Genomic DNA, 24,499 nt, shown 5'->3' on the forward strand with positions numbered 1-24,499 from the left:
GGTGTGTTGCGGTGCGGTTCGGGTGAGGGGGGGGCGTGTTGCGGTGCGGTTCGCGTGAGCGGGGCGTGTGGCGGTGTGTATGGCGGGGTGTTGCGCCGGTGTCCTGCGCGCGCCGCCCCGAGGACGGCGGGGATGTGCGGCGTCGGCTGCGGTGATCCCTCCCTCCACAGGAGGGCCTCACGCCGGTTCTCCACGGATGTGACGATCCGTCGCTTCCGTGTCGGTGGTCGCTGATTGAATACACGTATGACGATGATCAGCGGGTCGACAGCAGCGGAGGCGGTGCTCAGCGAGGTGCGTGCTCGCGGCGACCGAGCCGCCGCGCTGGCCCGTTCGGCGTCCCCGCTGCTCCTGGCCGCGGCCGAGGAGCTGCACGCCGGGCACCGGGCCGCGCTCGAGCATCCTGAGTCGTTCGCCCGCGGCTCGGCGCCGCACGCGTCGAGCGACCTCGCCGAGCGGTCGATCCGTGCGGAGTTCGCCGTCGCGCTCGGAGTCTCCGAGCGGGCCGCCTCCCGCGAGCTCGACCACGCACGCCTTCTCGTCGAAGACCTGCCGGCCACCCGCGCCGCCCTCGCCGGGGCTCGCCTGCGCTGGGAGGCGGGCCAGGTCGTCTGCGCCGTCGCGGCCACCCTGCCTCCGGGCTCCCGCGCCGCGTTCGATACGCGGGCGGCCGAGCTCGCGGCCCGCACCACGCCGACCCAGCTGCGGCGCGCTCTGGCGCGGCTGCGGGAGGAGCTCCACGAGCAGCCCCTCGCCGAGCGCCACCGACGTGCCCGCGAGGACCGTGCGGTCTGGCTGACCCCCGAGGTCGACGGCATGGCGACGCTCTGCGCCCTCCTCCCCGCCCCGGTCGCCGTGGGGGCGTACAGCCGCCTCGACCGGATCGCCCGGATCCTCCGCGACGGCGCCGAGGGGCCGGCGGGGGCGGAGCCGCCTGCCGCCACGGATGCGGGCTCCTGCAGGGGGGAGGCGAGCGGGACGACCGGGGCGGAGCCGACCGGAATCACCGGGGCGTGCGACGTCGACGCGATCTCCGGAGCGGGCGACGAGCGGACCCTCGCCCAGCTGCGAGCCGACGCTCTGGCCGACCTCCTCTGCGAGGCGGACGTCATCGGCACGGTGCCCGACCCGGTCGGCGCCGATCGGCCCGTTCCGACCCTCGTCACCGGCGTGCGCGCCGAGGTGCGGGTCACCCTGTCGGCGAGCACCGCGTCCGGCGCCGACGACGCCTCCGCCGAGCTCGACGGCTACGGCCCGATCCCGGCAGACGTCGCCCGGAGCCTCGTCCCCGCGACCGTCACCCGCGTGCTGACCGAGCCCCGAACGGGCGCCGTCCTCTCGGTCGGGCGCACACGCCGACTGCCGCACCGCGAGCTGCGGCTCCTCCTCCAGCTCCGCGACATGACCTGCCGCTTCCCCGGCTGCACCCGCTCCGCCGCGAGCGCCGAGGCCGACCACGTCGTCGAGTGGCGAAACGGCGGCGGCACCGACCCCGGCAACCTCGCCAGCCTCTGCGTCGCCCACCACCACGTGCGGCACGGCGACCGCTGGACCTACGTCCTCCACCCCGACGGCACCGCCGACTGGACCACCCCCACCGGCCGCCGCATCACCACGCGCCCGCCGGGCCTCGAGGCACGGCTCCGTCCAGGCCCACCCGCGACCCCGAGGTTCGCGGACCGGCCGCCCCCGTTCTGACGCTCTGCCGTGCTGACGTGCGACCGTGCTGCCGTGCTGACGTGCGACCGTGCTGCCGTGCTGACGTGCGACCGTGCTGCCGTGCTGCCGTGCTGCACTGAGGGAATCGGCTGTCGGGCGGGTTCGGCCCGTTGCGCGGGTTCGCACTGGTGATCGGGCCGTGAGTCGCTCGGGGGCGAGTGCTCAGCGCCCTACCGCCGCGCCACTGACGCTCGGATCTGCGCCTTCGCTCGGGTTCACGCGGCCGCACCGCCGCGCCACTGCCGCTGAGGCGCGGACCGTCACCGGGGCCGCACCGTCGCCTGACGCCGTGCCGACACCAGGGCCGTGCCGCCGCCGTGCGCCATGCCGCCGTTCGGCCACCACGATGCAGCACCTCGGCACCTCGGCACCTCGGCACCTCGGCACCTCGGCAGCTCAGCGCGCGCCGAACCGCCGTCACGCGCCGTCGCGGCCCGCCGTTCGGGCAGCGCGACTCGGGACTGCGCTGTCGCCCCGCATCGCCCCGCGGCTGATCCGGCGGGGTGCGCAGTCCGGGCACGCCCGCGCGGTCAGTCGGCGACGCGGAGGAGCACCTCGCCCGTCGTCCCGCCCCGCAGCCGTCCCGCCGCCGCGACGCTACGCCGCCAGGAAGCGGTCCGCCGTCCGCAGCGAGAGCGCCATCGTCGCGAGCGCCGGGTTCGCGATCAGCGCGCTCGGGAACACCGAGTTGTCGCACACCCAGAGGTTCGGCACGTCGAAGCTGCGGCCGTCCGCGTCGATCACGGCGTCACCGGCGTCGGTGCCCATCCGCACGGTGCCGAGCGTGTGCGCCGTGCGCGCCATCACCCGCGTGCTCGTCGCGCCGGCCGCCTCCACGATCGCGGTCATCGTCCGGATCGCGTGCCGGTCGATCGCCTCCTCGTTGGCGCCCGCCGAGAACGTGATGCGCGCCTTCGGCACCCCGTGCTCGTCCAGCTCGTCGGTCAGCTCCAGCCGGTTGCCGTCGGCGGGCAGGCACTCGGCATTGATCCCGACGCCAGCCGCGAAGCGGTAGCCGTCGAGCGCGTCCATCAGATCGCGGCCCCAGAGTCCCGCGCCGCGGGCGAGCGTCGTCGCGTAGGTCAGCGGCATCACTCCGAGACTCTGGATCAGGTAGCCGCCCGCGAAGTCCGCGTCGGCCGGGCGGACGGTGTCCTCGGTGATCACCGAGGAGGGGTAGCCGCGGTAGCCGCGCATCTCGTTCTCGAAGGTGCCCCAGACCTGGGTCGCCCCGTGCGCCAGGAAGTTCCGGCCCACCTGGCCGCTGCTGTTCGCGATGCCGGTGTGCAGGAGGAGCCGGGGCGTCTCGACGCCGCCCGCGCAGAGGAACAGGGCGGAGCAGCGCTGCCGGTGCTCCACTCCGCCGCTCGTGTAGACCACGGCGCACACGCGGCCCGCGGCGTCCAGCTCGATCCCGTGCACGAACGAGTCGGCCCGGATCTCGGCGCCGGCCCGCACCGCCTCCGGCAGGTAGGTCACGTCCATGCTCGTCTTCGCGCCGGTCCGGCAGCCCTGATGGCACTGGCCGCAGTTGACGCAGGACGGGCGGCCGTCGTCCCGCGGGCCGCTGAGCACGGCGGCGGGCGCATCGGTCGCGCGCATCCCGATCGCCGCGCAGCCGCGCAGCATCATGTCGGCCGAGGCGTTCCGCGCGAGCGGGCCCTGCAGGTAGCGGCGCGACGGGTCCCACGGGTACTCGGCCGGGCCCGCCACTCCGATCGTCGCCTCCACCTTCTCGATGTACGCGGTGAGCTCGGCGTGCTCGATCGGCCAGTCGCGGCCGACGCCGGAGTCGCTCCGGAGCCGCAGGTCGCGCGGGTCGGGGCGGGGCGTGAACGCTCCCCAGTGCAGCGTCGAGCCGCCGACCCCGCGGCCGCTGTTGTTCTGCCCGAAGGCGGTGGGAGTCTCGCCTCCGCTGAGGCGCTCCTCCATCCAGTTGATCTCGACGGCCGCCGTCTCGTCGGCGGTGTGGCCGAGCGGATCTAAGTGCGGCCCGGCCTCGAGGGCGACGACCCGCAGCCCTCGAGCGGCGAGCACCGAGAGCAGGGGCGCTCCGCCTGCCCCGGTGCCGATCACGACGGCGTCGACCGTCTCGTCGAGCGGGAAGCGGCGCATGCCGGTCGTGTTCATCGGTGACTCCTCGTCGTCGGTTCCCAGGTCTCGCGGTCGTCGGCGCCGAGCAGGCGGAAGCCTGTCACGAGCGGCAGCGTGTCGCCGCCGCTGGCGTAGCCGTCGTAGCCGATCCGCGCCATCGACGCGGGGTGGGCCAGCCACTGCTTCACGAGGTCGACGCGGCAGTCCTCGAACCAGGCGGTCAGCTGCTCGGCACCGAGCCCGCCGGCCGAGCCGTCGCCGGGCTCCGCGGAGCCGTCGGCGATCGCGGTGAGGCGCGCGTCCTGCTCGGCGGGGCCGAGGCCGGCGAAGCCCCGGAGGGCGTCGAGCGCCAGACCGTAGGCGATCGGGTCGGCCGGCAGGTCGGCGTTGCGCCAGCCGTCGCCCTCGCCGTTCGCGAGCTGCGTGTCCACCCGTGCGGCCAGGTCGATCCGGCCGCCCTCCTGCGGGACGACCCGGTCGGCGATCGCGCGCAGCTCCGCGAGCTGGGCGACGGTCAGGGCGCGCGGCGCGTACTCCGGGTCGTCGGCGAGCGCGCGCACGGCCAGCAGCCCGCGCACCCGCGTGGAGGTGCGGGCGGAGGCGATGGCAGCGCCGACGTCGGCCGGGACCGACGGCGCCGTGCCGGCCTCCTCCTCCCAGAACCGGCGGATCGCCGCCGCCACCTCGACCGGGCGCTCGAACGGCAGCAGGTGGCCCGCCCCGGCGAGCGTGAGCAGCCGGGCACGGGAGTAGAGGGAGCCGTTGAGGCGGCGCTGCGCGTCGGCGCCGAGGTCGCCGTCCTCTCCGCCCGCGATCAGCAGCGCGGGCACGGCCCCGAGGACGGCCTCGCCGGTGCGGTCCTCGCGGCTGCCGTGCTCGAGCCAGTCGCGCCAGCCCTCGGGGGAGTAGCGGCGCAGCTCGGCCAGCACCTCAGCGTCGGCGTCGGCGGGCAGCGGCGAGCCGTCGTTCTGGTCGACGAACTCGCGCGCCTGCGCCTCGTCGAGGGGCCCGTCGTCGACCCAGCCGAGCATGGTCGAGCGGCGCTCCTCCTCCATCGGCTCGGGCGAGAGCGGCGACCCGGCGAGGAGCACGACGCCCGCGAGCCCGAACAGGCCCGAGCGGCCGGTGACCGTGCGGGAGGCCACGAGCGAGGCGATCTTCCCGCCCATGCTGTGCCCGAGGAGCAGCCAGCGGGAGGAGCCGTGCTCGCGGATCCGGCTGATCGTGGCAGCGGTCATCTCCTCGAGCGAGGTCCCGGATCCACCGGGCAGGTCGAGCGCGACGAGGTCCGCGACGTCGGCGAGCTCGCGGCCGAGCGCGTCGAAGGCGCGGCCGTCGAGCCCGAGTCCGGGCAGGGCGAAGAGGGTGGGGCGGGGGCTGGTGGACACGGGCGTCCTGTCGGATCGGCCGCGCCACGGCGGTGGGGAGCGGGAGGGGAGCGGCGGCGGGGGGCCGGCCCTCCCCATCCGACCACACGGCGTGCGCGCGCCCGGACCCTTGCGCCGGCGGGGCACTCGTGCTGTGCTCTGCGCCACCGTTCCGCGCCACGATGCCGGGCGGTCGTGCCGCCCCTCTGTGCCGCGCCTCCGTGGCGGGCCTCAGAGCGGGGAGGCGAACACCACCAGGTTGTCCCGGTAGCGGCCGATCGCCGCGTCGTACTCGCCTCCGCAGGTCACGAGGATCAGCTCCTCCTCGAGGGTCGCGCCGAAGACGCGGGCGGTGGGGAACGCGGCCTTGGCGTGGGACTCGACCGCCGTCACCCGGTAGCGGTGGTCGGAGCCGTCCACTCCGCTCACCGCGATCTCGTCGCCCGGGGCGAGCTCGCCGAGGCGGAAGAAGACCGCGGGACCGGACCGCGAGTCGACGTGCGCCGCGATCACGGTGCGGCCGCTGCCGCCCGGGCGCCCGCCTCCCGAGAACCAGCCGACGTCGTCGTAGTCCACCGGCACCTCCATCGCCCCGTCCGACTGGATGCCCAGCGCGATCAGCGGCTCGTCCAGGCCCATCGCGGGCACGCTCAGCCGGGCGGGCTCGACGCCGACGGTGCGCGCAGGCGCGGCAGCGGCGGGGTCGGGCGCGGGGACCGGGGGAGGAGTGAGCGGGGGAGCAGAAGCGAGGGCCGGAGGCGCGGGCGCGCTCGCGGGCGTCTCCGCTCCTCCGCTCCCGTCCGCGGCGGCGCACCCCGCGAGGAGCAGCACGGCGCACAGTGCCGCCGCGCCGCTCCTCGACCGGGTGCCCATGATCAGGAGGCGGTGCGCCGGCGGGCGACGACCACTCCGGCCGCGCCGAGGGCGGCGACGGCTCCGAGGCCGGCCATCGCGGCGAGACCGGACGGGCCCGTGGCGTCGCTCCCGGCGGCGGTCGCGCCGCCACCGGTCTGGAGGCCGCCGACCGGCACCTGCGAGAGCTGGCCGCGGACGACGCCAGCCGCATACGAGGCCGTGTGGGAGTCGCCCGCGAAGGCGGCGGGATCGGCCTCGAGGGCCTTCAGCGTGAATCCGGCGCCGGTGTCGGCCCCGTTCGCCTGGATGCCCGTGGTGAAGGGGCCCTGCAGGCAGCCGCTGCTGGTGCGGGGGCCGTCTCCGACCGGGGCCGGGTTCGGGAACGCGATGCGCGGCGGGCCCGCCTTGCCCAGCGCCGCCTGGTGGATGTGCGTCGCGGTCTTCGCGGGGCTCTGGTAGTCGCCGGTCACACCGGTGAGGGTGATGTCGTAGCAGATGACGTCGAGGTCGCTGTTGACCCGGAAGGTCATCTCGCCCGTGGCGCCGGGCTGGCCGGGGGTCGCGGCGGAGTCGGCGTTCACGACCTGGTCGGGCGTCGCCATCACCGTGAAGGCGCTGGTGAAGGAGGACGGCTCGGCGACCTCGGTCTCGGCCTGGGCCGGCGCGGCGGCGAAGAAGGAGGCGGCGGCGACGGCGGTGATGCCGCCGAGGGAGAGCAGGCGGCGGCCGGCGCGGTTCCGCGCGGGGGACGTCTTCGTCATGGTGGAGCCTTTCGATCGCGAGCGCCGAGCGGGCCCGATGCAGGGAGTACGGCCGGAAGCGGCGCCGCGTTCACTCCATCTGAGAAGATCTTCACGGAGACGGTCCTCGCCTCCGATGAACGCCGCCGCCGCCGCGGCCGTACCCCCTTCCGACGGACCACCGGTCCCGACGAGGAGGCGGTGTGGCGCGCACGGCGACGGCACGACGAGACGAAGGGCCCGCGATGCCGCGCGAGCACTCGGAGGTCCCGGCTCCGGTGGTGCGCCTCGAGCCCCGGACGGCGGGGTTCGACCCGGCCGCCGCCTTCGACGAGCACGGGTCCGCCCTGCTCGGCTTCGCGCTCAATGCCCTGCGCGACCGCGGCCTCGCCGAGGACTGCGTGCAGGAGACGTTCCTGCGCGCCTGGCGCTCGCGGGCGAGCTACTCCGCCGAGCGTGCCAGCACCCGCACCTGGCTCTTCGCCATCGCCCGCAACGTCGTCATCGACGTGCACCGCTCGCGCCGGCGCCTGCCGCGCCTGATCGAGGCCGAGATTCTGGAGGAGGTGCCCGCGGAGGACCGCGACCCCCTCGAGCCGCTCGCGATCGCCGAGGCGCTCGCGCGGCTCTCCGCCGAGCACCGGCAGGTCGTCGTCGCCGTCCACCTGCACGGCGAGACCTACGCCGAGCTGTCGGCCGCCACGAGCGTGCCGGTCGCCACCCTGCGCAGCCGCGCCTTCTACGCTCTCCGAGCGCTCCGCGGTCACCTCGCGGGCGCCGGACCCACGGACGAGGAGAGATCGTGATCGACCGAGACCAGCCCGACGGAGACGAGCCCGGCGGCCGCCGCGAGGAGCTCCTCGCCGCGGCCCTCGCCGGCGACCTCTCCGCCGAGGAGACGCGGGAGTTCGAGAGCCTGCGCGCCGCCGACCCCTCGATCGACCGCGAGCTCGCGTCGTTCGGTGCGGTGGTCGACCGGGTCGGCGCACTGGGCCGCTGGGAGGAGGCGGAGCCGTCGCCGGAGCTGCGGTCGCGCGTCGCGGCGCTCGCCGGGGAGCGGCCCGAGCTCGCGGAGAGTGCACGTGCCCTGCGCCGCCGTGCCCCGCGCCTCCGTGCCGTCCTGGCCGTCGCCGCGGCGGCCGCTCTCCTCGTCGTGGGCGGCGTCGCCGGAGCGGCCCTGCGGTCCGCCGAGGAGCGCCCCGTCGCTGGACCGCCCGGGACGCTCGGCGCCGTCGAGGCGATCGCCTTCGACGAGCGGACGGAGGGCGTGACGCTCGACGGCTCGCTGGTCGCGCACACCTGGGGCACCGAGACGATCCTCCGCGGGACCGGCTTCGCCCTCGGCGAGAGCTACGACCTCGTGCTGGTCACCGGCTCCGGCGAGCGGCTCCCGTCCGGCTCCTTCCTCGGCAGCTCCGCGGAGCTCGACTGCGAGATGAACGCGGCCGTCCTGCGCGAGTCCGTCGCCGCCGTCGAGATCACCGACGCCGGCGGCGCGCTCGTCGCCTCCGCCGCCCTCCCCGCTGTCACCTGAGAGCCGGCGGCGCAGGCTCGCGGCGAGGCTTCAGCTCGCTGACGAGCGTGCCCGCGACGATGAACCCCGCCCCGAGCAGGGCGAGCGCGGGGAGCCGGTCGCCGGCGAGGCGGCCGATCAGACCGGCCCAGACGGGCTCGGCGGAGTAGATGATCGTGGCGCGCGACGGCGAGACCGAGCGCTGAGCCCAGTTCATCGTCAGCTGGATCAGGCAGCTGCTCGCCCCGAGCGCGAGCGCGGGGATCAGCCAGGCCCCCGAGAACGCCGGGACCGCCTCGCCCGCGAGGGGCATCGAGGCGAACCCGAGCGCGCCGGCGACCAGCAGCTGCACCACGGTCACCCGGCCGAGGTCCACCCGTCCGGCGACGAGGCCGATCAGGATGATCTCCGCCGCGATCGGCAGCGTGCTCACGATCGTCGCCACCTCGCCCGCTCCGAGCGCGACGCCCGGCTGCGGGCCCGCGATCAGGAGCAGTCCGACGAACGCCAGCGCGACGCCCACCAGCGTCAGCACGCCCGGACGGCGACGGAACACGACCCACTGGAGCAGCGGCACCAGCGGCACGTACAGCGCGGTGAGGAACGCGGAGGTGCTGCTCGTGATCGTCTGCAGCCCGTAGCTCTGCAGGCCGTAGCCCGCGAAGATCATCACCCCGATCGCGACGCCGGCCGCGAGGTCGATCCGCCGCATCCCCCGGAGCGACCGGTGGAACACGACCGCGCTGATCAGTCCCGCGATCGCGAACCGCATCCCGACGAAGAACAGCGGACCACTGTGCTCCATCGCGATGTGCACGGCGAGGAAGGTCCCGCCCCAGATCGCGGTGATGCCGATGAGCGCCCACTCCGGACGCGTGAAGCGGAGGGCCCGGAGCGGCGAGATGTGCATCATTCTGCACATCCTAGGAGCATCAGAGGCTTCTCGGTGCAGAATAGTGCGCATGTCGGCTCCCGTCCTCGCCCACCTGGGCGGCAACCTCCGCCTCGCGCGGCGCGGAGCCGGGCTGAGCCAGACCGCGCTGGCGGCGCGCTCGGGCATCAGCCGGCGGACGATCGTCGCGGCCGAGGCCGGCGAGGCCAACATCTCGCTGACCGGAGTCGACCGCCTCGCGACCGCCCTCGGCACCACGTTCACGGCACTCGTCTCGGCCCCGGGATCCGCGCCCGCGGCGATCGACCAGGTCGCCTGGCGGGGAGCGGGCGAGGCGAGCGTCGCCGTCCTGCTCTCCTCCGTCCCCGCGCGCCGGGAGGCCCAGCTCTGGACCTGGACGCTCGGCCCCGGGGACCGCTACGACGCGCAGCCCGACCCCGAGGGGTGGCACGAGATCCTGCTCGTCACCGCCGGCGCGCTCCTCCTGGAGCGGGAGGGCGAGGAGCCCGTGAGGCTGGAGCCCGGACGGCACCTCGCCTTCCCGACCTCGCGGCACTACTCCTACGTGAACGCGGTGGATGCCGTCACGACGCTCGTCCGGATCGTGGTCGACTGACGGGTCGGCGCCTCAGGCCCGCGAGCGCAGGGTCTCGAGCAGCGCCGCGGGGGTCTCGGGGTCGTCGAGGCTGATAGCGAACTCGCGCGAGCGGTCCGTCGTCACCACCAGCCCCGGCCCGGCGTGCAGGATGACGGCCGAGCGGCCCGGCATCACCCGGTAGCCCCAGCCGCCCCACTCCGACGGCCGCAGCTGGGCCGTGCCGGCCGAGGCGATGGTGTCGAGCGGGATGCGGCGCAGCGGGATGCCGAGAGCGGTCGTGACGACGCGGAGGCCGCGGCGGTCGGCGGTCACCCTCAGGCGGGAGAAGGAGAGGAGCACCAGCGCGACGACGCCGAGGACGACGGCCGTCGCGATCGCCGGACCGGTGGCGCCCGCCGCGGCGAGCGTCGCGAGGGAGAGGGCCGCGCCCGCCGCCGTGGCGACCGCGGCGACGGCGAACACCGGGCCCGTCAGCGTCTGCGACCAGGCGCCGGTCTCCTCCGCCGCGAGCGGCAGGCGGCCGGCGGCCAGGCGGGAGGCGCGCCGGGTGCCCGGAGCGATCAGCGCGGGCACGACGGCGAAGAGCATCCCTCCGAGCAGCGCGAGCAGCCACCCGCCGAGCTCCGCCCCCTCGGCGCGCCCGGCCGCGAGCGTCGTGCCGACCGAGGTCGCCCAGGCGGAGGCGCCCAGCCCGGCCACGAGGCCGAGGGTCGCCAGCAGGAGCCGCGGAGCGCGCCCGACGGCCGCCGCCACGAGGCCCGCGACGGCCGGGAGCCCGGAGAGCACGAGGGCGATCGCGAGCAGGGCGCCCGTCGACGCGATCGCATCGGCCGCCCCGGTGCCCGACCAGTGCGAGGCGAGCTCCGCGGGCAGAGCGTCGTCCAGGACGAGGCGCGAGACGAGCACTCCGGCGGCGGGGAGCAGGAGGGACGCGGCGGCGAGGAGCTCGCGGCGGCGGTCGGCGGTGGCGGTCATGATCCGGTCCTCTCGATCAGGCGGACGAGCTCCGCCGGGGTGATGCCGCTGCGGCGGGCCTCCGCGAGCAGCTCGTCGACCAGGGCGGTGACGCGCACGAGCCCGGGCCCGGCCGATTCCGTGATCCACGCGCCGCGGCCCCGGCGCATCTGGAGGATCCCGTCGTCGCGCAGGGCGGCGTACGCGCGCAGCACGGTGTGCATGTTGATGCCGAGCGAGTCGGCGAGCTCGCGGGCGGGCGGCAGGCGGTCGCCCGCCGAGAGCTCGCCCCGGGCGACGGCAGAGCGCACCTGCGACTCCAGCTGGTCGGCGAGCGAGCCCGCCGCGGAGTGGTCGACACGGAACAACATGTTCACAATGTTAGTAGAACAAGCAGTGCACCACCAGGCTCTCAGTGCAGCGCGAGCGACACCGCCAGCACCACCATCACGACCGCCACGGCCGCGTCGAGGATCCGCCAGGCCCCGCGGCTCCGGAACAGCGGCCGCAGCGCGCGCGCCCCGAAGCCGAGAGCGGTGAACCACAGCACGCTCCCGGCCGCCGCCCCCGCCCCGAACCACCAGCGCTCGTCGCCGTGCGTGTTCGCCACCGACCCGAGCAGCACGACCGTGTCGAGGTAGACGTGCGGGTTGAGCAGTGTCAGCGCCAGGCACGTGCCGATCGCCGTGCGGAGCGACGTCGAGGCGCCGGCCGGATCGCCGTCGAGGGTCCCCGGCCGCAGTGCGCGTCTCGCCGCCATCACCGCGTAGGCGAGGAGGAAGACGATGCCGCCCCAGCGGATCACCACCAGCAGCCACGGCGCCGACTCCAGGACCGCTCCGATCCCCGCGATCCCGAGCACGATCAGCGCGGCGTCGCAGAGTGCGCAGATCGCGACGACGGCGGGCACGTGCTCGCGGCGGAGGCCCTGGCGGAGCACGAAGGCGTTCTGCGCGCCGATGGCGATGATGAGCGAGAGGCCGAAGCCGAGGCCGGAGAGGGCGGCGAGGAGGGGGGACACGCTCCGACGCTAGGGCGGGGCGCTCCTGTAGACCAGCTCATGCTCCTTCAGTACCGTAAGTAGGACTGATGCTGACAGACGACCTCGACCTCTCCCGCCTGCGCGCGCTCGCCGCCTCCGTTCGGTACGGCTCCTTCGACGCCGCCGCCCGGGCCCTGCACATCACCCCCTCCGCCCTCAGCCAGCGGATCAAGGCGCTCGAGACCGCCGCCGGCCGCGTCCTGCTGGTGCGCTCGCGCCCGGTCGTCGCGACCGAGGCCGGTGCGGGGCTCCTCCGCCTCGCCCGCCAGATCGAGCTCCTCGCCGACGACGCCGTCCGCTCGCTCGGCGGCGAGGAGGCGGAGGGGGCGGGCCCCGTCGTCCTCCCGCTCGCCGTCAACGCCGACTCCCTGGCCACCTGGGTGCTGCCCGCGCTCGCCTCCGTCCCCGACGTCGTGGTGGAGCTGCACCGCGAGGACCAGGCGCACACCACCGCGTTCCTCCGCGACGGCACCGTGCTGGCGGCCGTCACCGGAGAGTCGGAAGCGGTGCTCGGCTGCACCGTCGCACCGCTCGGAGTGATGCGGTACCGCGCCATGGCCGCGCCCGCGTTCGCCGAGCGCTGGTTCCCGGACGGCGGCACGGCCGGTCTCGCGAGCGCTCCGCTGGTCGTCTTCGACGAGAAGGACCGCCTGCAGGACGACTTCCTCCGAGCCGCCGGCGTCGAGGGCCGCCCGCCGCAGCACCGCGTCCCCGGGTCGACCGACTTCGAGCGGGCCGTGCGCCTGGGCATGGGGTGGGGGATGCTGCCCGAGCTGCAGGCCCCGGTCGGCGGCGACGGCCTGGTCGAGCTGGGCGGCGACCCCGTCGACGTCCCCCTCTACTGGCAGCAGTGGGCCCTGCACACGCCCGCCCTCGACGCGGTCGCCGCGGCCGTCTCCGCCGCCGCGCGCGCCGCGCTCCGCTGACCCGCGCGCTGAGCTGCGCCGCCGGGGAGGCGCTCAGACCGCGAACACGTCGCGGAGGGTCACCGTCTCGAGCGAGCGCTCGCGGAGGATGTCGACGAGCCGCGCGTAGACCTGCGTCACCGGATCGAAGTTGGCGTGCCCGATCACGATGTGCTGCGGCAGGAACCACTGGTCCGCGAAGCCGACCACCTGCTCCGGCGTGATCCGCCCCGAGTCCGAGAGCGAGCCGTACCAGAGCACCGTCGCCGTGTAGCCGATCGCCGCCGCGGCGGCCCGGCTCCGCTCGTCCGTGTAGCCGAACGGCGGCCGGTAGAAGGGCGCCGCCTCCACCCCGTAGGTCGAGCGGATGAAGTCGCCGTTGCGGCCCAGCTCCTCCTGCACGCCGTCGCTCGAGAGGCTCGTCAGGTCGGCGTGCGACCAGGTGTGGTTCGCGAGCTGCACCTGCCCCGAGGCGACGAGCGGACCCAGCAGCGGCGCGTTCGCGGTCCACGAGTCGTACTTCCCGTTGAGGAAGAAGGTCAGCCGGGTTCCGGTGTCCCGGGCGAACTGCGCGTAGGCGGCGACCACGTCGGAGTCGGCGCCGTCGTCGACGGTCCAGGCGAGCGTGCTCCCCTCGCCGGGCAGCTCCGAGATCGTGCCGGAGGGCAGCGGCGCCTTCCGCCGCACCGGAGTCGCCGCGGCGGTCATGGTCGGCACGGGGCGGGGAGGGGTCGGGACGGCCGTCGGAGCGGCGGACGGCAGCACCGCCGCCGGCGCCGTGCTCGGCGGGAGCGCCGCGGGAGCGGGCCGGGCGGGCGTGCACCCCGTCAGCGCGACCGCCGAGGAGGCGATCCCCAGCAGCAGCGCGCGTCGCCTCAACCGGTCCACGGGCCCCCCTCGCGAGCCCCGTCCCCCGGAGCGTCCCCGCGACCGTAGCGGTCGGGGAGGGAGCGGGCAACGCGGCGCGACACCCCTCCCTCCCCGCAGCCTCTACCGGAAGGTGCGCCTGACCGCGTTGTTCGCCGGCGTGGGATCGGCGGCGGCGGTCGACACCCTGGCGTCGATCGTCGTGGCGGCCGGCCGGTCGACGAGCGTCACCGAGTAGGTGGTGCTCCGCCCGGCCGAGACGCTCGGCGCGGTCCAGGTGAGGACCGTCGTGCCCGCGGCCGAGCCCTTCGTCTGCACGGCGCCGGGCGCACTCGCCACCGTTCCGCTGACGACGACTCGGGTGGTCGTCGTCGCCGCGTCCCGGGTGCCGGTGTTCCGGACGGTGATCGTGCCCGAGAGCGGGGCCGTCGCCGCCAGTCCCGGCGCCGGCGCCAGCGTCAGCGTCAGGTCGGCGCGGGTGGAGGACTTCACCTGCAGCGACTGCGTCACCGAGGTCGCGGCGAGCCATGCGGAGTCGCCCGCCTGCGTGGCCCGGACGGTGCAGCTCGCCGCGCCCGTCAGCCGCACCGTCGCCGTGCCCGCGCCGGTGGCGGTCAGCGTGCAGCTGCCGCTCGCGTACAGCTTCACGGGCAGACCGGAGGAGGCGGTGGCCGCGACCGGGTAGGCGATCCCCTTCTCGGGCGAGGACGGCATCGCGGTCGAGAAGGCGACCTTCTGCGCCTTCTTCTTCTGCGGGACGACCGCGGTGACCGCGATCGACTGGGTCGCCCGGGGAGCCGCGTCGTGCGAGGCGTCGCCGGCCTGATCCGCGGTGACGGTGCAGGTGCCGGATCCGCTGAAGGTCACGACGCCGCTCGCGAGCGAGCACGCGCCCGTGGCGCCGATCGTGACCGGCAGACCGGAGGAGCCGCCCGCCGCGGTCGGCGTGTAGCGGCCGCCCGCGGTCGCCGTGCTCGGAGCCGCGGAGGTGAAGGCGACCGTCTGCAGCGCCTTGCCGATCGGGAACCTCCGGACGACCTGCTCCGCGGGCGCGTGAGCGTCGTCGCCGGCCTGATCCAGCGTCAGCGTGCAGGTGCCGACGGAGTCGTAGGACACCGTGCCGTCCTCTCCCAGCGAGCAGGAGTCGGAGGCGTCCAGCACCGGGTCGGCGCTCGACGGGCCGCGGACGATCGACGGGGTCCAGGAGCCGCCGATCCGGGCGTCCGTCGGAGCGGCGTCGCGGAACGACACCGCTCCCGCCGCCGTGCCGACCTCCACCGACTGCGAGATCCGCGGAGCCGCCGAGTGGCGCTCGTCCCCGGCCTGGTCCGCGGTCACCGTGCAGGTGCCGGAGCGGGTGAAGGTCACCACGCCGTCCGCGACCGTGCAGGACCCGGCCGCTCCGAGCACCACGGGGGCGCTCGACGCGCCGGCCGTCACGACGGGCGTGTAGGAGCCCCCCGCGACCGCCGCGTCGGGAACCGGCGAGGCGAACGCCAGCGTCTGGCCGAGGGCGCCGATCGCGAAGGTGCGAACGGCCTGCGGAGCGGCGCCGTACCGCGAGTCGCCCGCCTGGTCGAGCGTCAGCGTGCAGGTGCCGACGGAGTCGTAGGACACCACTCCTGCGGCCGCCGAGCATGCTCCGGAGGCGGTCAGCACCGGACGCGCGGTGGAGGGTCCGGCGACGATCCGCGGGGTGGTCGTCCCGCCGACCGTCGCACCGGTCGGCGCGGTGCCGCCGAAGGAGACGGTGCCCGCGAGCAGTCCGACCGCGATCACCTGCGAGGCCCGCTCCGCCGCGTCGTACCGGGCGTCGCCCGTCTGGTCGGCGGTCACCGTGCAGGTGCCCGATCCGGTGAAGGAGACGACCCCGTTCGTGAGCGTGCAGGACCCGGAGGCGCCGAGCACCACGGGCCGCCCGGAGGCTCCGCCGGTCGCGGTCGGGCGGTAGGTGCCGCCCGCGAGCGCCGAGTCCGGCGCCTGCGAGGTGAAGGCCACGGTCTGCGTGATCCGGGTGATCTCGAAGCTGCGCACGGCCGTCGGTGCTGCGCTGTGGCGGGTGTCGCCCGCCTGGTCCAGCGTCAGCGTGCAGGTGCCCGCGGAGTCGTAGGAGACCAGTCGGAAGGGCCCGACGGAGCAGGCGCCGGAGGCCGTCAGCACCGGGGGAGCGCTGGACGGGCCGGCGACGACCGCGGCCGTCGAGGAGCCCCCGACCCGGGCCGCGGCCGGAGCATCGCCGCCGAACGCGACGGTCCCCGCGAGCTGCGAGACGGCGACGGTCTGCGAGACCTGCGCCGCCGCCGCGTAGCGACCGTCGCCCGCCTGGTCGGCCGTGACGGTGCAGGTGCCGCTGCCGGCGAAGGTGACGACGCCGTCCGCGAGCGTGCAGGCGCCCGACGCTCCGATCGTCACGGGGAGCCCGGAGGCGCCGCCCGTCGCGGTCGGAGTGAGCGTGTCGCCGGACGCAGCCGTCGACGGCGCGGTCGAGGTGAAGGCGACGGTCTGCGCGATCGCGGTGATCTCGAAGGTCTGGACCGCCCGCGCGGTGCCGTAGGTGGCGTCGCGGTAGTGGATCGCCGTCAGCGTGCAGGTGCCCGCGGAGTCGAACCGGACGGCGCCGTTCTCGCCGTCCGAGCAGGCGCCCGAGACGCTGAGCACCGAGGGGCCGGAGGACGGTCCGCGCGTCAAGGCGGGAGTGAAGGATCCGCCCACCTTCGCGTCGGTCGGGACGGCGGTCGTGAACGCCACGGAGCCGGGCGCGTAGCCGACCTCCACCTCCTGCACGGCGGGCCGGGCACTGTCGTACTGCCGGTTGCCGTTCTGGTAGGCGAAGACGCCGCAGACACCCTTCGTGGTGAAGGTGACCACGCCGTCCTTCGCCGAGCACGACGCGGTGGTGAGGAGGAACGGAGCGATGCCCGAGGCGCCGCCCTCGATCACCGGGCGGTAGGTGTCTCCGAGGACGGCGCCGACCGGAGGCGCGCTCGTGATCCGGACCGTCTGCGGGAGGAAGTAGATCGAGTACTCCTGCTCGGCGTGCCGCGCGGGCCAGTAGCCGTCTCCGGGCTGGTCGAGGGACAGCACGCAGAGCCCGGCCCCGTCGTTCCGCACGGTCACGCCGTCCGGGAGGATCGAGCAGTCGCGGCTCGCGGAGAGCACCGGCACGCCCTTCGACGGGCCGGGCACGATCGTCGGCCGGTACGTCTCGAGCGACATCGCGTGCGGGGGCGCGGTGCTCCCGAAGGAGAGGTTCCCCTCGGGAGTCCCGACCGTGATGACCTGCCGGACCTGCGGAGCGGCGTCGTGCCGATCGTCCGCGGCCTGGTCGATCGTCACGGTGCAGGTGCCGTCGCCGAAGAACGTCACCACGTCGTCCGCGATGGTGCAGTTGCCGTTCTCGATCACCGCGATCACGAGCGGGTTGCCCGAGCCGCCGCCGGTCGCCTCGACCGTGTACCGGTCGTCGGTGAACACCCGGTCGGGCGGAGTCGAGGTGACGACGACGGTCTGGGGGATCCGCGAGATCGGGACGAAGCGCACCAGGCCGTCGGCGGCCGCGTACACGTCGTCGCCCGGCTGGTCGAACTGCACGCCGCAGGTCGAGGGCTCGGTGTAGGTCAGGATCTGCGCACCCGTCGCGTCAGGGGCGACGGTGCAGCCGAAGAAGGTCCTGACGAGCACCGGCAGTCCCGAGCTCGAGGTCGCCGTGGCGACGCCGGTCGACTCCAGGACGCCGGTCTTCGGCACCGCGACCGTCAGCGTCTGCGACGCCTTCGCGACCTCGAGATCGAAGGAGGCGCGCCCCGCGGTGTAGTGGTCGTCGCCGGCCTGGTCGGCGGTCACGGTGCAGGTGCCGCTCCGGGTGAAGGTCACGACGCCGTCGGCGATCGCGCAGGATCCGGTCGCTCCGATCGAGACGGGGCTCCCGGAGCCGCCGCCGGTGGCCGTCGGAGTGAAGGTGCCCAGCGCCGTCGGCGCGGTCGGCCGCGAGGAGGTGAAGGCGACCGTCTGCGAGAACTTCCGGACCGTGATCCGGAACGAGGACGTGCCGGTGTTGCCGGCCTCGTCGTCCGCGGTGCAGTCGACCGTCGTGTCCCCGATCGGGAAGACGCTTCCCGAGGCGGGCGTGCAGGTCGAGCCCACGGCTCCGTCGACCGCGTCCTGCGCGGAGGACGCGAAGGTGACGACGGCGCCGGAGACGTCGGCCGGCTCGGCCGTGACGGCGGCGGGCACGGTCACGACGGGGGCCGAGCGGTCGGCCAGCGCGAAGGTGCCGGGGATCGACCGGAGGGTGTAGTTCGGCCCCGCGTCGCCTCCGTCGCACCGCGTGACGTAGTCGCCGACGGGCGTGCGCGCTCCGATCGTCACCTTCCCGGTGCCGTCCGCCGTGTAGTAGGCGCCGGTCGGCTCGGTGACGAACCGGTCGGTTCCTGCGAAGCCGTCGGCCGTGCAGGTGACCGTCGGGGCGGTCGCGGTGCCGTGCGCCTGCGTCCCGGGGCTCGACGCGGTCACCGAGAGGGGCGCCGGCGAGACCGTGAGCGCGCCGTCGATGGTGATCAGCTGTCCCGAGGGGTTCGTCAGGCCGGAGCAGCGCGTGGGGTAGCGGCCGACGGGGGTCGTCGCGGAGAGCGCCAGCGGCGTCGTGAATCCGGTGTCGGACGCCGCGAAGGCGCCGCAGGAGACCGTCCCCGAGGGGGAGCCGGTCACGGAGGCGGTGATCGCGGGGGGAGTGGATCCGTAGGTCGACGAGGGCGAGGAGGCGGTCACCATCGGGACGGCCGCGACGATGCGCAGCGCGCCGTCCTTGTACCCCGCGATCGTGTAGTCGCTGCTGACCTTCGCGCCGCTGCACCGCGTGGTGAAGGTGGTGAAGGTGGAGGTGGGCCAGTTCGGGATCAGGCGGTAGATGACGTCGTCCGCCGTGACGATCGGCCGGTAGACGCCGGCCGTGAGCGGGGCGCCGAAGGTGTCGGTGCCGACGAAGGCGGCCGTGCAGCGCAGGTCGGGGGACGGCGCGCCTCGCGGGTAGTCGACCGTCGGGGCGGTCACCGTGAGCGCCTTCGGCTTCGCCGTGAAGCTCTGCAGGGGCTCGCCCGCCCAGCCCAGAGGAGCGAGCGCGTCGAGCCTCGCCGCGAGCGTGCAGACGCCGGCGTGGAGCACGGTCACCCTCATGCCGCTGACGGAGCAGGTCTCGGCGGTCCTGCTGCTCAGGACGATCGAGCGGCCGGGCACATCGACGGCCTGCGCGTAGGGGCTCGCGTCGAAGGAGTCGCCGTACGCCTTCTGCGGGAGCGTCGACAGGTCGAAGCGCACGCCGCCCACCGCCACGGTGGCCGGCTCGCTGCGGACGCTGCCCCCGCAGGTGGTCAGGGTCGCCCGGTAGCGGTAGGAGCCGGTGGGATCGGGGCCGGCCTCGAGGAACGCGGTCCCGTCCTCCCGGGCGCCCGCCCGGCCGAGGGCGGGCTTCCACGTGGCGCCGCCGTCCGTGGACCTCTCCCAGGACACGGCGGGGATGCCGCCGTAGACGGCCGAGACGCTCACGTCCATCGTCAGCGTGTAGATCTGGTTGGTGACGCCCGCGATGTCCGAGGGCTGCCGGGTGATGACGGGTGTCGCGGCGCACGCGCGCACCTCGTGGCGCAGAGCGGGGAGCGCCGACCAGCTCCCGCGTCCCGCCTCGGCGGGGGTGATGGTGTCGGGGTAGTGCGCGCGGATCTCGTTCCAGCCCTGCGGGATGTCCCTCGTGGTCAGCACGCCGACGCCGTCCGCGTCGAGGGTCACCCTGCTGGTGCCCGCACCGGTGAGGATCTCGACGGTGCCGCCGGCGGACACCGGTCGGCCCAGGCTCGGGATGGTCACCCTCGCGGTGACGGTGACCTCCTGCCCGAGCATCGAGAAGTCGGGGGTGCGCGTCACGGTCACGGCGGTGTCGTACACCGGAGCGACCACGGGGTCGGCCGCCGTCGGGCCGGCCGTCTGCGAGATCTTCGTCACGCTCGGGTCCACATAGCTCGAGCCGCCGCCGCCGGCGCCGGGGTCGTTCATGACGCCGAGGGTGTCGTTCATGCTGCCGAACACGTAGGGCGAGCCGCCGCCGCCGCCGTACCACCAGCCGGCCCCGCCGCCGCCGCCGCTGTGGCCGGGGAACGAGCAGTTGCCGCCGCCGCCGCGGGAGGCGCCGGCGTCGGCGCCCTTGCCGTCGTTGAGGAACACGCCCCACTGGCCGTTGTTGCCGTCGGCGCACTCGCCGAAGGTGCTGTAGCCGCGGGCGCCGGGCGAGCCGCCCGAGCTCTGCCCGGCCGCGCCGCCGCCGCCGCCGTCGGCCGCGTTGTTCCTGCCGCCGTTCCCGCCGCCCCTCGCGCCGCTGCCGGCGTCGGCGTCGCCGCCGACCGAGGACCGCCCGCCGCCGCCTCCGCCGCCCGCCGCCACGGCGAGGGCGTGCTGACAGCCGTCCGAGCCGGCCGTGCTGAGGTACTGGGCGTCGCCGCCCGCGCCGCCGGAGTCGCCCGCGTAGACGCCGCCGTTCACGTAGCGCGTGGCGCCTGCCGCTCCGGCCGGGGCGCCGGTGAGGCGCCCGATCTCCAGCACCTGCCCGGGTGTGACGGGCACCTCCACGACGAGGCTGGAGCCGCGTCCGCCGGCGTTGCCCGTCCCGAGGCCGCTCGCACCCTTCCCGCCGTTCTGGCCGCTGAGGACGGCGCGGACCGTCGAGACCCCGGTCGCGGGAACGGTGTACTGCGACACCGTCGAGACCTTCGGGGAGGTGAAGCACGCGGTGCTGAAGACCGGCGCAGCCGACGCGGTCGGCGCGGCCACGACGCTGAGTCCTGCGCCCGCTACGAGCACGGCCGCGGCGACGAGGGAACGGAGGAAGGACTGGCGCATGTGCTGCTACTCCCGGCTGCTGCCGGGAGCGGGCGCCCGCGGTCGGCTCAGAGTAGGGCGGTCGTCGACCCGCGAGGAAGGCGCAAGGTACACGAACGCCCTGCTCGGGGGGTACGGGAGGACACTTCTGCCGGAACCTCCCAGGAAGTCCCCGTGCACGTCCGGGGAGTGTCCCCACCCTGTTGCGGCCGCTGCCCGGGTCGCGTAGCCTAGCGAGGTTGCGTGCATCTGCACGCGCTTGCGTGCTGCCCACCGGGCAGGAGCTCCGGCTCCGGCCGGACAGGCGGGCGGTGCGCCGACAAGTGACCTTGGGTGGGTCGGGCGGGGCTTCGTGCCGCGCGTGATCCACGGTAACCACACATGGAGGAAACCATGGCAGCAGTCTGCCAGGTGACCGGAGCCGTCCCCGGCTTCGGGCACGCCATCTCGCACTCGCACCGGCGCACCAAGCGCCGCTTCGACCCGAACGTGCAGAAGAAGACGTACTACGTGCCGTCGCTTCGCCGTAACGTCACCCTGACCCTCTCGGCCAAGGGCATCAAGGTCATCGACGCCCGTGGCATCGAGTCCGTCGTCAAGGATGTTCTCGCTCGCGGGGTGAAGATCTAATGGCCAAGCAGCAGGACGTCCGTCCGATCATCAAGCTCCGTTCGACGGCCGGCACCGGTTACACCTACGTGACCAAGAAGAACCGCCGCAACGACCCCGACCGTCTCGTGCTCAAGAAGTACGACCCCGTAGTGCGCAAGCACGTCGACTTCCGCGAGGAGCGCTAAGTATGGCCAAGAAGAGCAAGATCGCCCGCAACGAGCAGCGCAAGGTGATCGTCGACCGCTACGCCGCCAAGCGCCTCGAGCTGAAGAAGGCCCTGGTCGACCCGGCCGGGACCGACGAGACCCGTGAGGCCGCCCGCGTCGGCCTCCAGAAGCTCCCCCGCAACGCCTCGCCCGTCCGCGTCCGCTCGCGCGACGCCGTCGACGGCCGCCCCCGCGGCAACCTCACGAAGTTCGGCATCTCGCGTGTCCGCTTCCGTGACATGGCGCACCGCGGCGAGCTGCCCGGCATCACCAAGTCCAGCTGGTGACCCAGCGCCGCTAGCGGCGTGAACGATCGAAGGCCCGTGATCCATCGGATCGCGGGCCTTCGTCGTCCCGCCGGCGGACGTAAAATGTGCGGATGACCGACTCCAGCCTGCCCACCGTCGCCGAGATCGCGGCGCTCATCGACCACGCGATCCTGAAGCCCGAGCTCACCCGCGCCGAGGTCGACGCCCAGCTCGACGAGGCGCGCGCGTCCGGCGTGTTCAGCGTCTGCGTCCGCCCCTCCGACATCGCCCACTCGGTCGCTCGGCTCGAGGGCTCCGGCGTCCTGGTCGGCACGGTCATCGGCTTCCCCCACGGCACCACCTCGACCGCAGCGAAGGTCGCGGAGTCGCGTCAGGCGCTCGCCGACGGCGCGTCCGAGCTCGACATGGTCGTCAACATCGGCCGCCTCCGGAGCGGCCTGCTCCAGGACGTCGAGGACGACGTCCGCGCCGTGGTCGAGGCCGCCGAGGGCCACGTCGTCAAGGTCATCCTCGAGACGAGCCTCCTCGACGACGAGCAGGTCGTCGAGGGCAGCCGGGCCGCCGAGCGCGCCGGAGCGGACTTCGTGAAGACCGCCACCGGCTTCGCGGGCGGAGGCGCGAACGAGCACGACCTCCGCCTCATGCGCGGCGCCGTCTCGGAGGCCGTCCAGGTGAAGGCGTCCGGCGGAGTCCGCGACCTCGACACGCTCCTCGCCTACCGGGGCCTCGGCGTCACCCGCTTCGGCACCAGCGGCTCCGCGACCATCCTCGGCGACCTCGCGGCGCGGCACTCGGGCGACTCCTCCGCGGCACGTGTCGACTCCGCCTCCTACTGAGGGAGCGGCCGACGAGGGCCGCACCGCACCCGCCGACCGGATGACGCCGGTGCGCCTGCGCCCGGGCCGCGCCGGCCGGTGGGCGGAGCGGACCCGCCGCCCCCTCGACGAGATCGCCCGCGCCCTCAAGGAGCGCGTCTACGCGACCTTCACGGGCCTGGCCGTGGTGATGATCTACCTCGTCGGCGACCACCCCGACGCGGTCCACGCCCTCCAGAGCCTCGTGATCTCGATCATCGGGATCTCGGCCGCGGGCTTCGTCGCCGAGGTGATCGCGCACCAGGTCGTGCACGCCTCGGCGCCCTCGCGCTCCGAGACGCACACCATGCTGCGGATCGCGGGCGGGGCACTCGCCTCGGCGTCGCTGCCGGTCCTCGCGCTCGGCGCCGCGGCGCTGGGCTGGATCGACGCGACGGTCGCGCTGCGGATCGGCGCGGGCGTCTACGTCGCCACGCTCGCGGGGATCGCCCTCATCGCCGTCGTGCGCGCGGGCCTCTCCTGGAAGGAGAGCCTCGTCTCGCTGCTCGGGATCGTGGGCCTCGGCGTGCTGGTCGTCGGCGTGCTCGCGCTCGCGCACTGATCCGGAGGCGCCGCCGCGCGTAGGCTCGGACGGATGACGTCACGCACCAGGGTCGAGCTCGGCCGCCGCGAGGACCTCGGCGCCGACTGCGCGAACTGCTTCGGCCTGTGCTGCGTCGCCCTCGCCTTCGCCCGCTCCGCCGACTTCCCGTTCGACAAGCGCGCCGGGGACCCGTGCGTCAACCTCGACGGCGAGGACGCGTGCACGATCCACCGCCGGCTCCGGCCGCAGGGCTTCGTCGGCTGCACCGTCTTCGACTGCTTCGGCGCCGGCCAGAAGGTCTCGCAGCACACGTTCGGCGGCGTCTCCTGGCGGTCCGACCCGGCCGTGCGCGAGCGGATGTTCGCGGTGTTCCCGCTGATGCGCCGCCTGCACGAGCTGCTCTGGTACCTCGACTCCGCACTGGCGCTTCCCGGTGTCGGCGCGCCGCTCCTCGACGAGCTGCGCGAGCGGTTCGACGCCGTGCACGCGCACACCCTCGGCGTGCCGGAGCAGGTGGTCGCGGTCGACGTCGACGCGGAGTACGGAGCGTCCCGGCCGCTCCTGATCGCGGCGAGCGCGGCCGCTCGCGCAGGAGCGGCGCCGGCTGCCCGCCGGTCGAGGGGCCGTCGGCTCGCTCCGGGTGCCGATCTGGCGGGTGCATCGCTCCGGAACGCGGACCTGCGGGGGGCGGATCTGCGGGGCGCGCTCCTCCTCGCCGCGGACCTGCGGGGTGCGGATCTGCAGCGGTGCGACCTGCTGGGGGTGGACCTTCGCGATGCGGACGTGTCCGGTGCGCGGCTCGCCGAGGCGGTCTACCTCACCCAGGCGCAGGTGAACAGCGCTCGAGGGGATGCGGCGACCACGCTGCCGTCGCACTTCGAGCGCCCGTCGCACTGGGGCGGCTAGGCCGCCGGGTCAGAGGCTGCGGGGGCCGCCCAGCGACTCGTCGCCGCCCTCGTCGTCGACGCCGAGGGCCTCGACGACCTCGCGGCCGAGGAGGTGCGCGCCGCTCCAGCCCTCGATGACGCACCGGGGGAACGCCTCGCGGTCCGGGGAGCCGAGCCATGCGGCCGCGGCCTCGCGGGCCCACGCCTCGGAGGCGTACACGCCGATGATCTCGGTGCGGTCGTCCCACGGCGTCGCGGTCGAGAGGACGAAGTGGTCACCGTTCACGATCGGATCTCCTCCGGCTCTCGGGGTTCAGCGACCCCGTGGGAGTGCGGGACCGGACCGGACGCTACCCGCGGGCGGGGGAGCGCGTCTCCGGGGTCGACACGAGCGCGGATGAAGGCTACGGGAACGTCGAACGCGGCGCGATCACCCGATGGTCCCACGCAGGCGGGCGTTCAGCCCACCCAGAGCGGTCGCGATCTCGTTCTCGTCGCTTCCGGGGAGGAGGGCGCCGCCCTGCTCGAGGCCGTGGCGCAGGGCCTCGACCTCCTCAGGGGGGAGGTTGCCGCTGTCGAGGAGGGCCTGGAGGGCGGCAAGGATGCCGACGAGGGCGACGGCGTCGTCCAGGTCGAGGGGGCGGACGCAGGAATTCTCCATGTCATCGCTCCTGTTCGGGTCAGGGGTTCGGGGGCGGGGACCCCGCGTCGGGGTGC

The 24,499-nt window shown here is 74.8% G+C and carries 23 protein-coding genes; 11 read left to right on the forward strand and 12 right to left on the reverse strand.

Translation table 11 applies throughout. The features are described from left to right. The first annotated feature begins 246 nt into the window (after positions 1–246). Positions 247–1,698 (forward strand): HNH endonuclease signature motif containing protein, encoded by a 1,452-nt coding sequence (locus tag C5C39_RS15720; RefSeq protein WP_104353821.1) that lies wholly within the window; start codon positions 247–249, stop codon positions 1,696–1,698. Between the two features lie 618 nt (positions 1,699–2,316). Here the strand turns inward: C5C39_RS15720 and C5C39_RS15725 are convergent. From C5C39_RS15725 to C5C39_RS15740, 4 genes are all read right to left on the reverse strand, one after another. Then, the gene (locus C5C39_RS15725; protein WP_104292931.1) at positions 2,317–3,849 is read right to left on the reverse strand and encodes a GMC family oxidoreductase; all 1,533 of its coding nucleotides are present in this window, start codon (positions 3,847–3,849) and stop codon (positions 2,317–2,319) included. After that, the gene (locus C5C39_RS15730; RefSeq protein ID WP_181136412.1) at positions 3,846–5,201 is read right to left on the reverse strand and encodes an alpha/beta hydrolase; all 1,356 of its coding nucleotides are present in this window, start codon (positions 5,199–5,201) and stop codon (positions 3,846–3,848) included. The genes C5C39_RS15725 and C5C39_RS15730 overlap by 4 nt, the downstream gene beginning before the upstream one ends. 210 nt (positions 5,202–5,411) lie before the next feature. Then, positions 5,412–6,053 carry a class F sortase gene (locus tag C5C39_RS15735; RefSeq protein WP_104353823.1) on the reverse strand — a complete coding sequence of 214 codons (642 nt, stop codon included), beginning with the start codon at positions 6,051–6,053 and terminating at the stop codon, positions 5,412–5,414. 2 nt (positions 6,054–6,055) lie between these two features. Next, positions 6,056–6,796: a CHRD domain-containing protein gene (locus C5C39_RS15740; protein WP_104227340.1), complete on the reverse strand. Its 741-nt coding sequence runs from the start codon at positions 6,794–6,796 to the stop codon at positions 6,056–6,058. A 224-nt stretch (positions 6,797–7,020) separates the two neighbouring features. Between C5C39_RS15740 and C5C39_RS15745 the strand changes: the two genes are divergently transcribed. Together C5C39_RS15745 and C5C39_RS15750 are read left to right on the forward strand one after the other, a co-directional pair. Continuing rightward, on the forward strand, positions 7,021–7,581 hold the full coding sequence (locus tag C5C39_RS15745; protein WP_104353824.1) for a sigma-70 family RNA polymerase sigma factor: 561 nt from the start codon (positions 7,021–7,023) through the stop codon (positions 7,579–7,581). Continuing rightward, positions 7,578–8,309 (forward strand): hypothetical protein, encoded by a 732-nt coding sequence (locus C5C39_RS15750; RefSeq protein ID WP_104353825.1) that lies wholly within the window; start codon positions 7,578–7,580, stop codon positions 8,307–8,309. Before C5C39_RS15745 ends, C5C39_RS15750 begins: the two co-directional genes overlap by 4 nt. On the opposite strand, the gene C5C39_RS15755 is transcribed toward C5C39_RS15750, so the two are convergent. After that, positions 8,302–9,201, reverse strand: coding sequence for a DMT family transporter (locus C5C39_RS15755; protein ID WP_104353826.1), 900 nt, complete (start codon positions 9,199–9,201; stop codon positions 8,302–8,304). The two genes, C5C39_RS15750 and C5C39_RS15755, sit on opposite strands and share 8 nt — an antisense overlap. Positions 9,202–9,250: 49 nt before the next feature. Between C5C39_RS15755 and C5C39_RS15760 the strand changes: the two genes are divergently transcribed. Further along, on the forward strand, positions 9,251–9,796 hold the full coding sequence (locus tag C5C39_RS15760) for a helix-turn-helix domain-containing protein (RefSeq protein WP_104292936.1): 546 nt from the start codon (positions 9,251–9,253) through the stop codon (positions 9,794–9,796). Positions 9,797–9,808: 12 nt separating this feature from the next. On the opposite strand, the gene C5C39_RS15765 is transcribed toward C5C39_RS15760, so the two are convergent. Genes C5C39_RS15765 through C5C39_RS15775 form a run of 3 tightly spaced genes read right to left on the reverse strand, consistent with a single transcriptional unit; the run spans position 9,809 to position 11,753 of the window. Further along, on the reverse strand, positions 9,809–10,753 hold the full coding sequence (locus tag C5C39_RS15765) for a hypothetical protein (RefSeq protein ID WP_104353827.1): 945 nt from the start codon (positions 10,751–10,753) through the stop codon (positions 9,809–9,811). Continuing rightward, the gene (locus C5C39_RS15770; protein WP_104225158.1) at positions 10,750–11,103 is read right to left on the reverse strand and encodes a GntR family transcriptional regulator; all 354 of its coding nucleotides are present in this window, start codon (positions 11,101–11,103) and stop codon (positions 10,750–10,752) included. Before C5C39_RS15770 ends, C5C39_RS15765 begins: the two co-directional genes overlap by 4 nt. A 41-nt stretch (positions 11,104–11,144) precedes the next feature. Beyond that, the gene (locus C5C39_RS15775) at positions 11,145–11,753 is read right to left on the reverse strand and encodes a LysE/ArgO family amino acid transporter (protein WP_104297480.1); all 609 of its coding nucleotides are present in this window, start codon (positions 11,751–11,753) and stop codon (positions 11,145–11,147) included. Positions 11,754–11,821: 68 nt separating this feature from the next. Here C5C39_RS15775 and C5C39_RS15780 point away from each other — a divergent pair, with 68 nt between their 5' ends. Beyond that, positions 11,822–12,700, forward strand: coding sequence for a LysR family transcriptional regulator ArgP (locus tag C5C39_RS15780; RefSeq protein ID WP_104353828.1), 879 nt, complete (start codon positions 11,822–11,824; stop codon positions 12,698–12,700). A gap of 33 nt (positions 12,701–12,733) precedes the next feature. On the opposite strand, the gene C5C39_RS15785 is transcribed toward C5C39_RS15780, so the two are convergent. Then, positions 12,734–13,567 carry a polysaccharide deacetylase family protein gene (locus tag C5C39_RS15785; RefSeq protein WP_219813351.1) on the reverse strand — a complete coding sequence of 278 codons (834 nt, stop codon included), beginning with the start codon at positions 13,565–13,567 and terminating at the stop codon, positions 12,734–12,736. A 102-nt stretch (positions 13,568–13,669) separates the two neighbouring features. Next, on the reverse strand, positions 13,670–20,431 hold the full coding sequence (locus C5C39_RS15790) for an HYR domain-containing protein (protein WP_146083963.1): 6,762 nt from the start codon (positions 20,429–20,431) through the stop codon (positions 13,670–13,672). Positions 20,432–20,803: 372 nt separating this feature from the next. Between C5C39_RS15790 and rpmB the strand changes: the two genes are divergently transcribed. From rpmB to C5C39_RS15825, 6 genes are all read left to right on the forward strand, one after another. Further along, entirely contained in the window at positions 20,804–21,040 is a 237-nt protein-coding gene (gene rpmB, locus C5C39_RS15800; protein ID WP_056038148.1) for a 50S ribosomal protein L28, read from the forward strand. Further along, complete coding sequence (rpmG, locus tag C5C39_RS15805) at positions 21,040–21,207, forward strand: 50S ribosomal protein L33 (protein WP_027692168.1); 168 nt, start codon at positions 21,040–21,042, stop codon at positions 21,205–21,207. Before rpmB ends, rpmG begins: the two co-directional genes overlap by 1 nt. A gap of 2 nt (positions 21,208–21,209) precedes the next feature. Then, entirely contained in the window at positions 21,210–21,515 is a 306-nt protein-coding gene (gene rpsN / locus C5C39_RS15810) for a 30S ribosomal protein S14 (protein ID WP_104225107.1), read from the forward strand. 92 nt (positions 21,516–21,607) lie between these two features. After that, positions 21,608–22,333 (forward strand): deoxyribose-phosphate aldolase, encoded by a 726-nt coding sequence (gene deoC, locus C5C39_RS15815; protein WP_181027245.1) that lies wholly within the window; start codon positions 21,608–21,610, stop codon positions 22,331–22,333. Beyond that, positions 22,311–22,913: a hypothetical protein gene (locus C5C39_RS15820; protein ID WP_146083964.1), complete on the forward strand. Its 603-nt coding sequence runs from the start codon at positions 22,311–22,313 to the stop codon at positions 22,911–22,913. Before deoC ends, C5C39_RS15820 begins: the two co-directional genes overlap by 23 nt. A gap of 33 nt (positions 22,914–22,946) precedes the next feature. Then, complete coding sequence (locus tag C5C39_RS15825) at positions 22,947–23,801, forward strand: pentapeptide repeat-containing protein (RefSeq protein ID WP_104353831.1); 855 nt, start codon at positions 22,947–22,949, stop codon at positions 23,799–23,801. A gap of 9 nt (positions 23,802–23,810) precedes the next feature. On the opposite strand, the gene C5C39_RS15830 is transcribed toward C5C39_RS15825, so the two are convergent. Both C5C39_RS15830 and C5C39_RS15835 read right to left on the reverse strand, forming a co-directional pair. After that, a complete protein-coding gene (locus C5C39_RS15830) occupies positions 23,811–24,068 on the reverse strand; it encodes a hypothetical protein (RefSeq protein WP_104225104.1) in 258 nt (85 codons plus the stop codon). Positions 24,069–24,212: 144 nt separating this feature from the next. Further along, on the reverse strand, positions 24,213–24,443 hold the full coding sequence (locus tag C5C39_RS15835) for a hypothetical protein (protein ID WP_104353832.1): 231 nt from the start codon (positions 24,441–24,443) through the stop codon (positions 24,213–24,215). Positions 24,444–24,499 lie beyond the last annotated feature (56 nt).

This window comes from Rathayibacter sp. AY1F3, assembly GCF_002931975.1.
In the GTDB taxonomy this organism is placed as follows: domain Bacteria; phylum Actinomycetota; class Actinomycetes; order Actinomycetales; family Microbacteriaceae; genus Rathayibacter.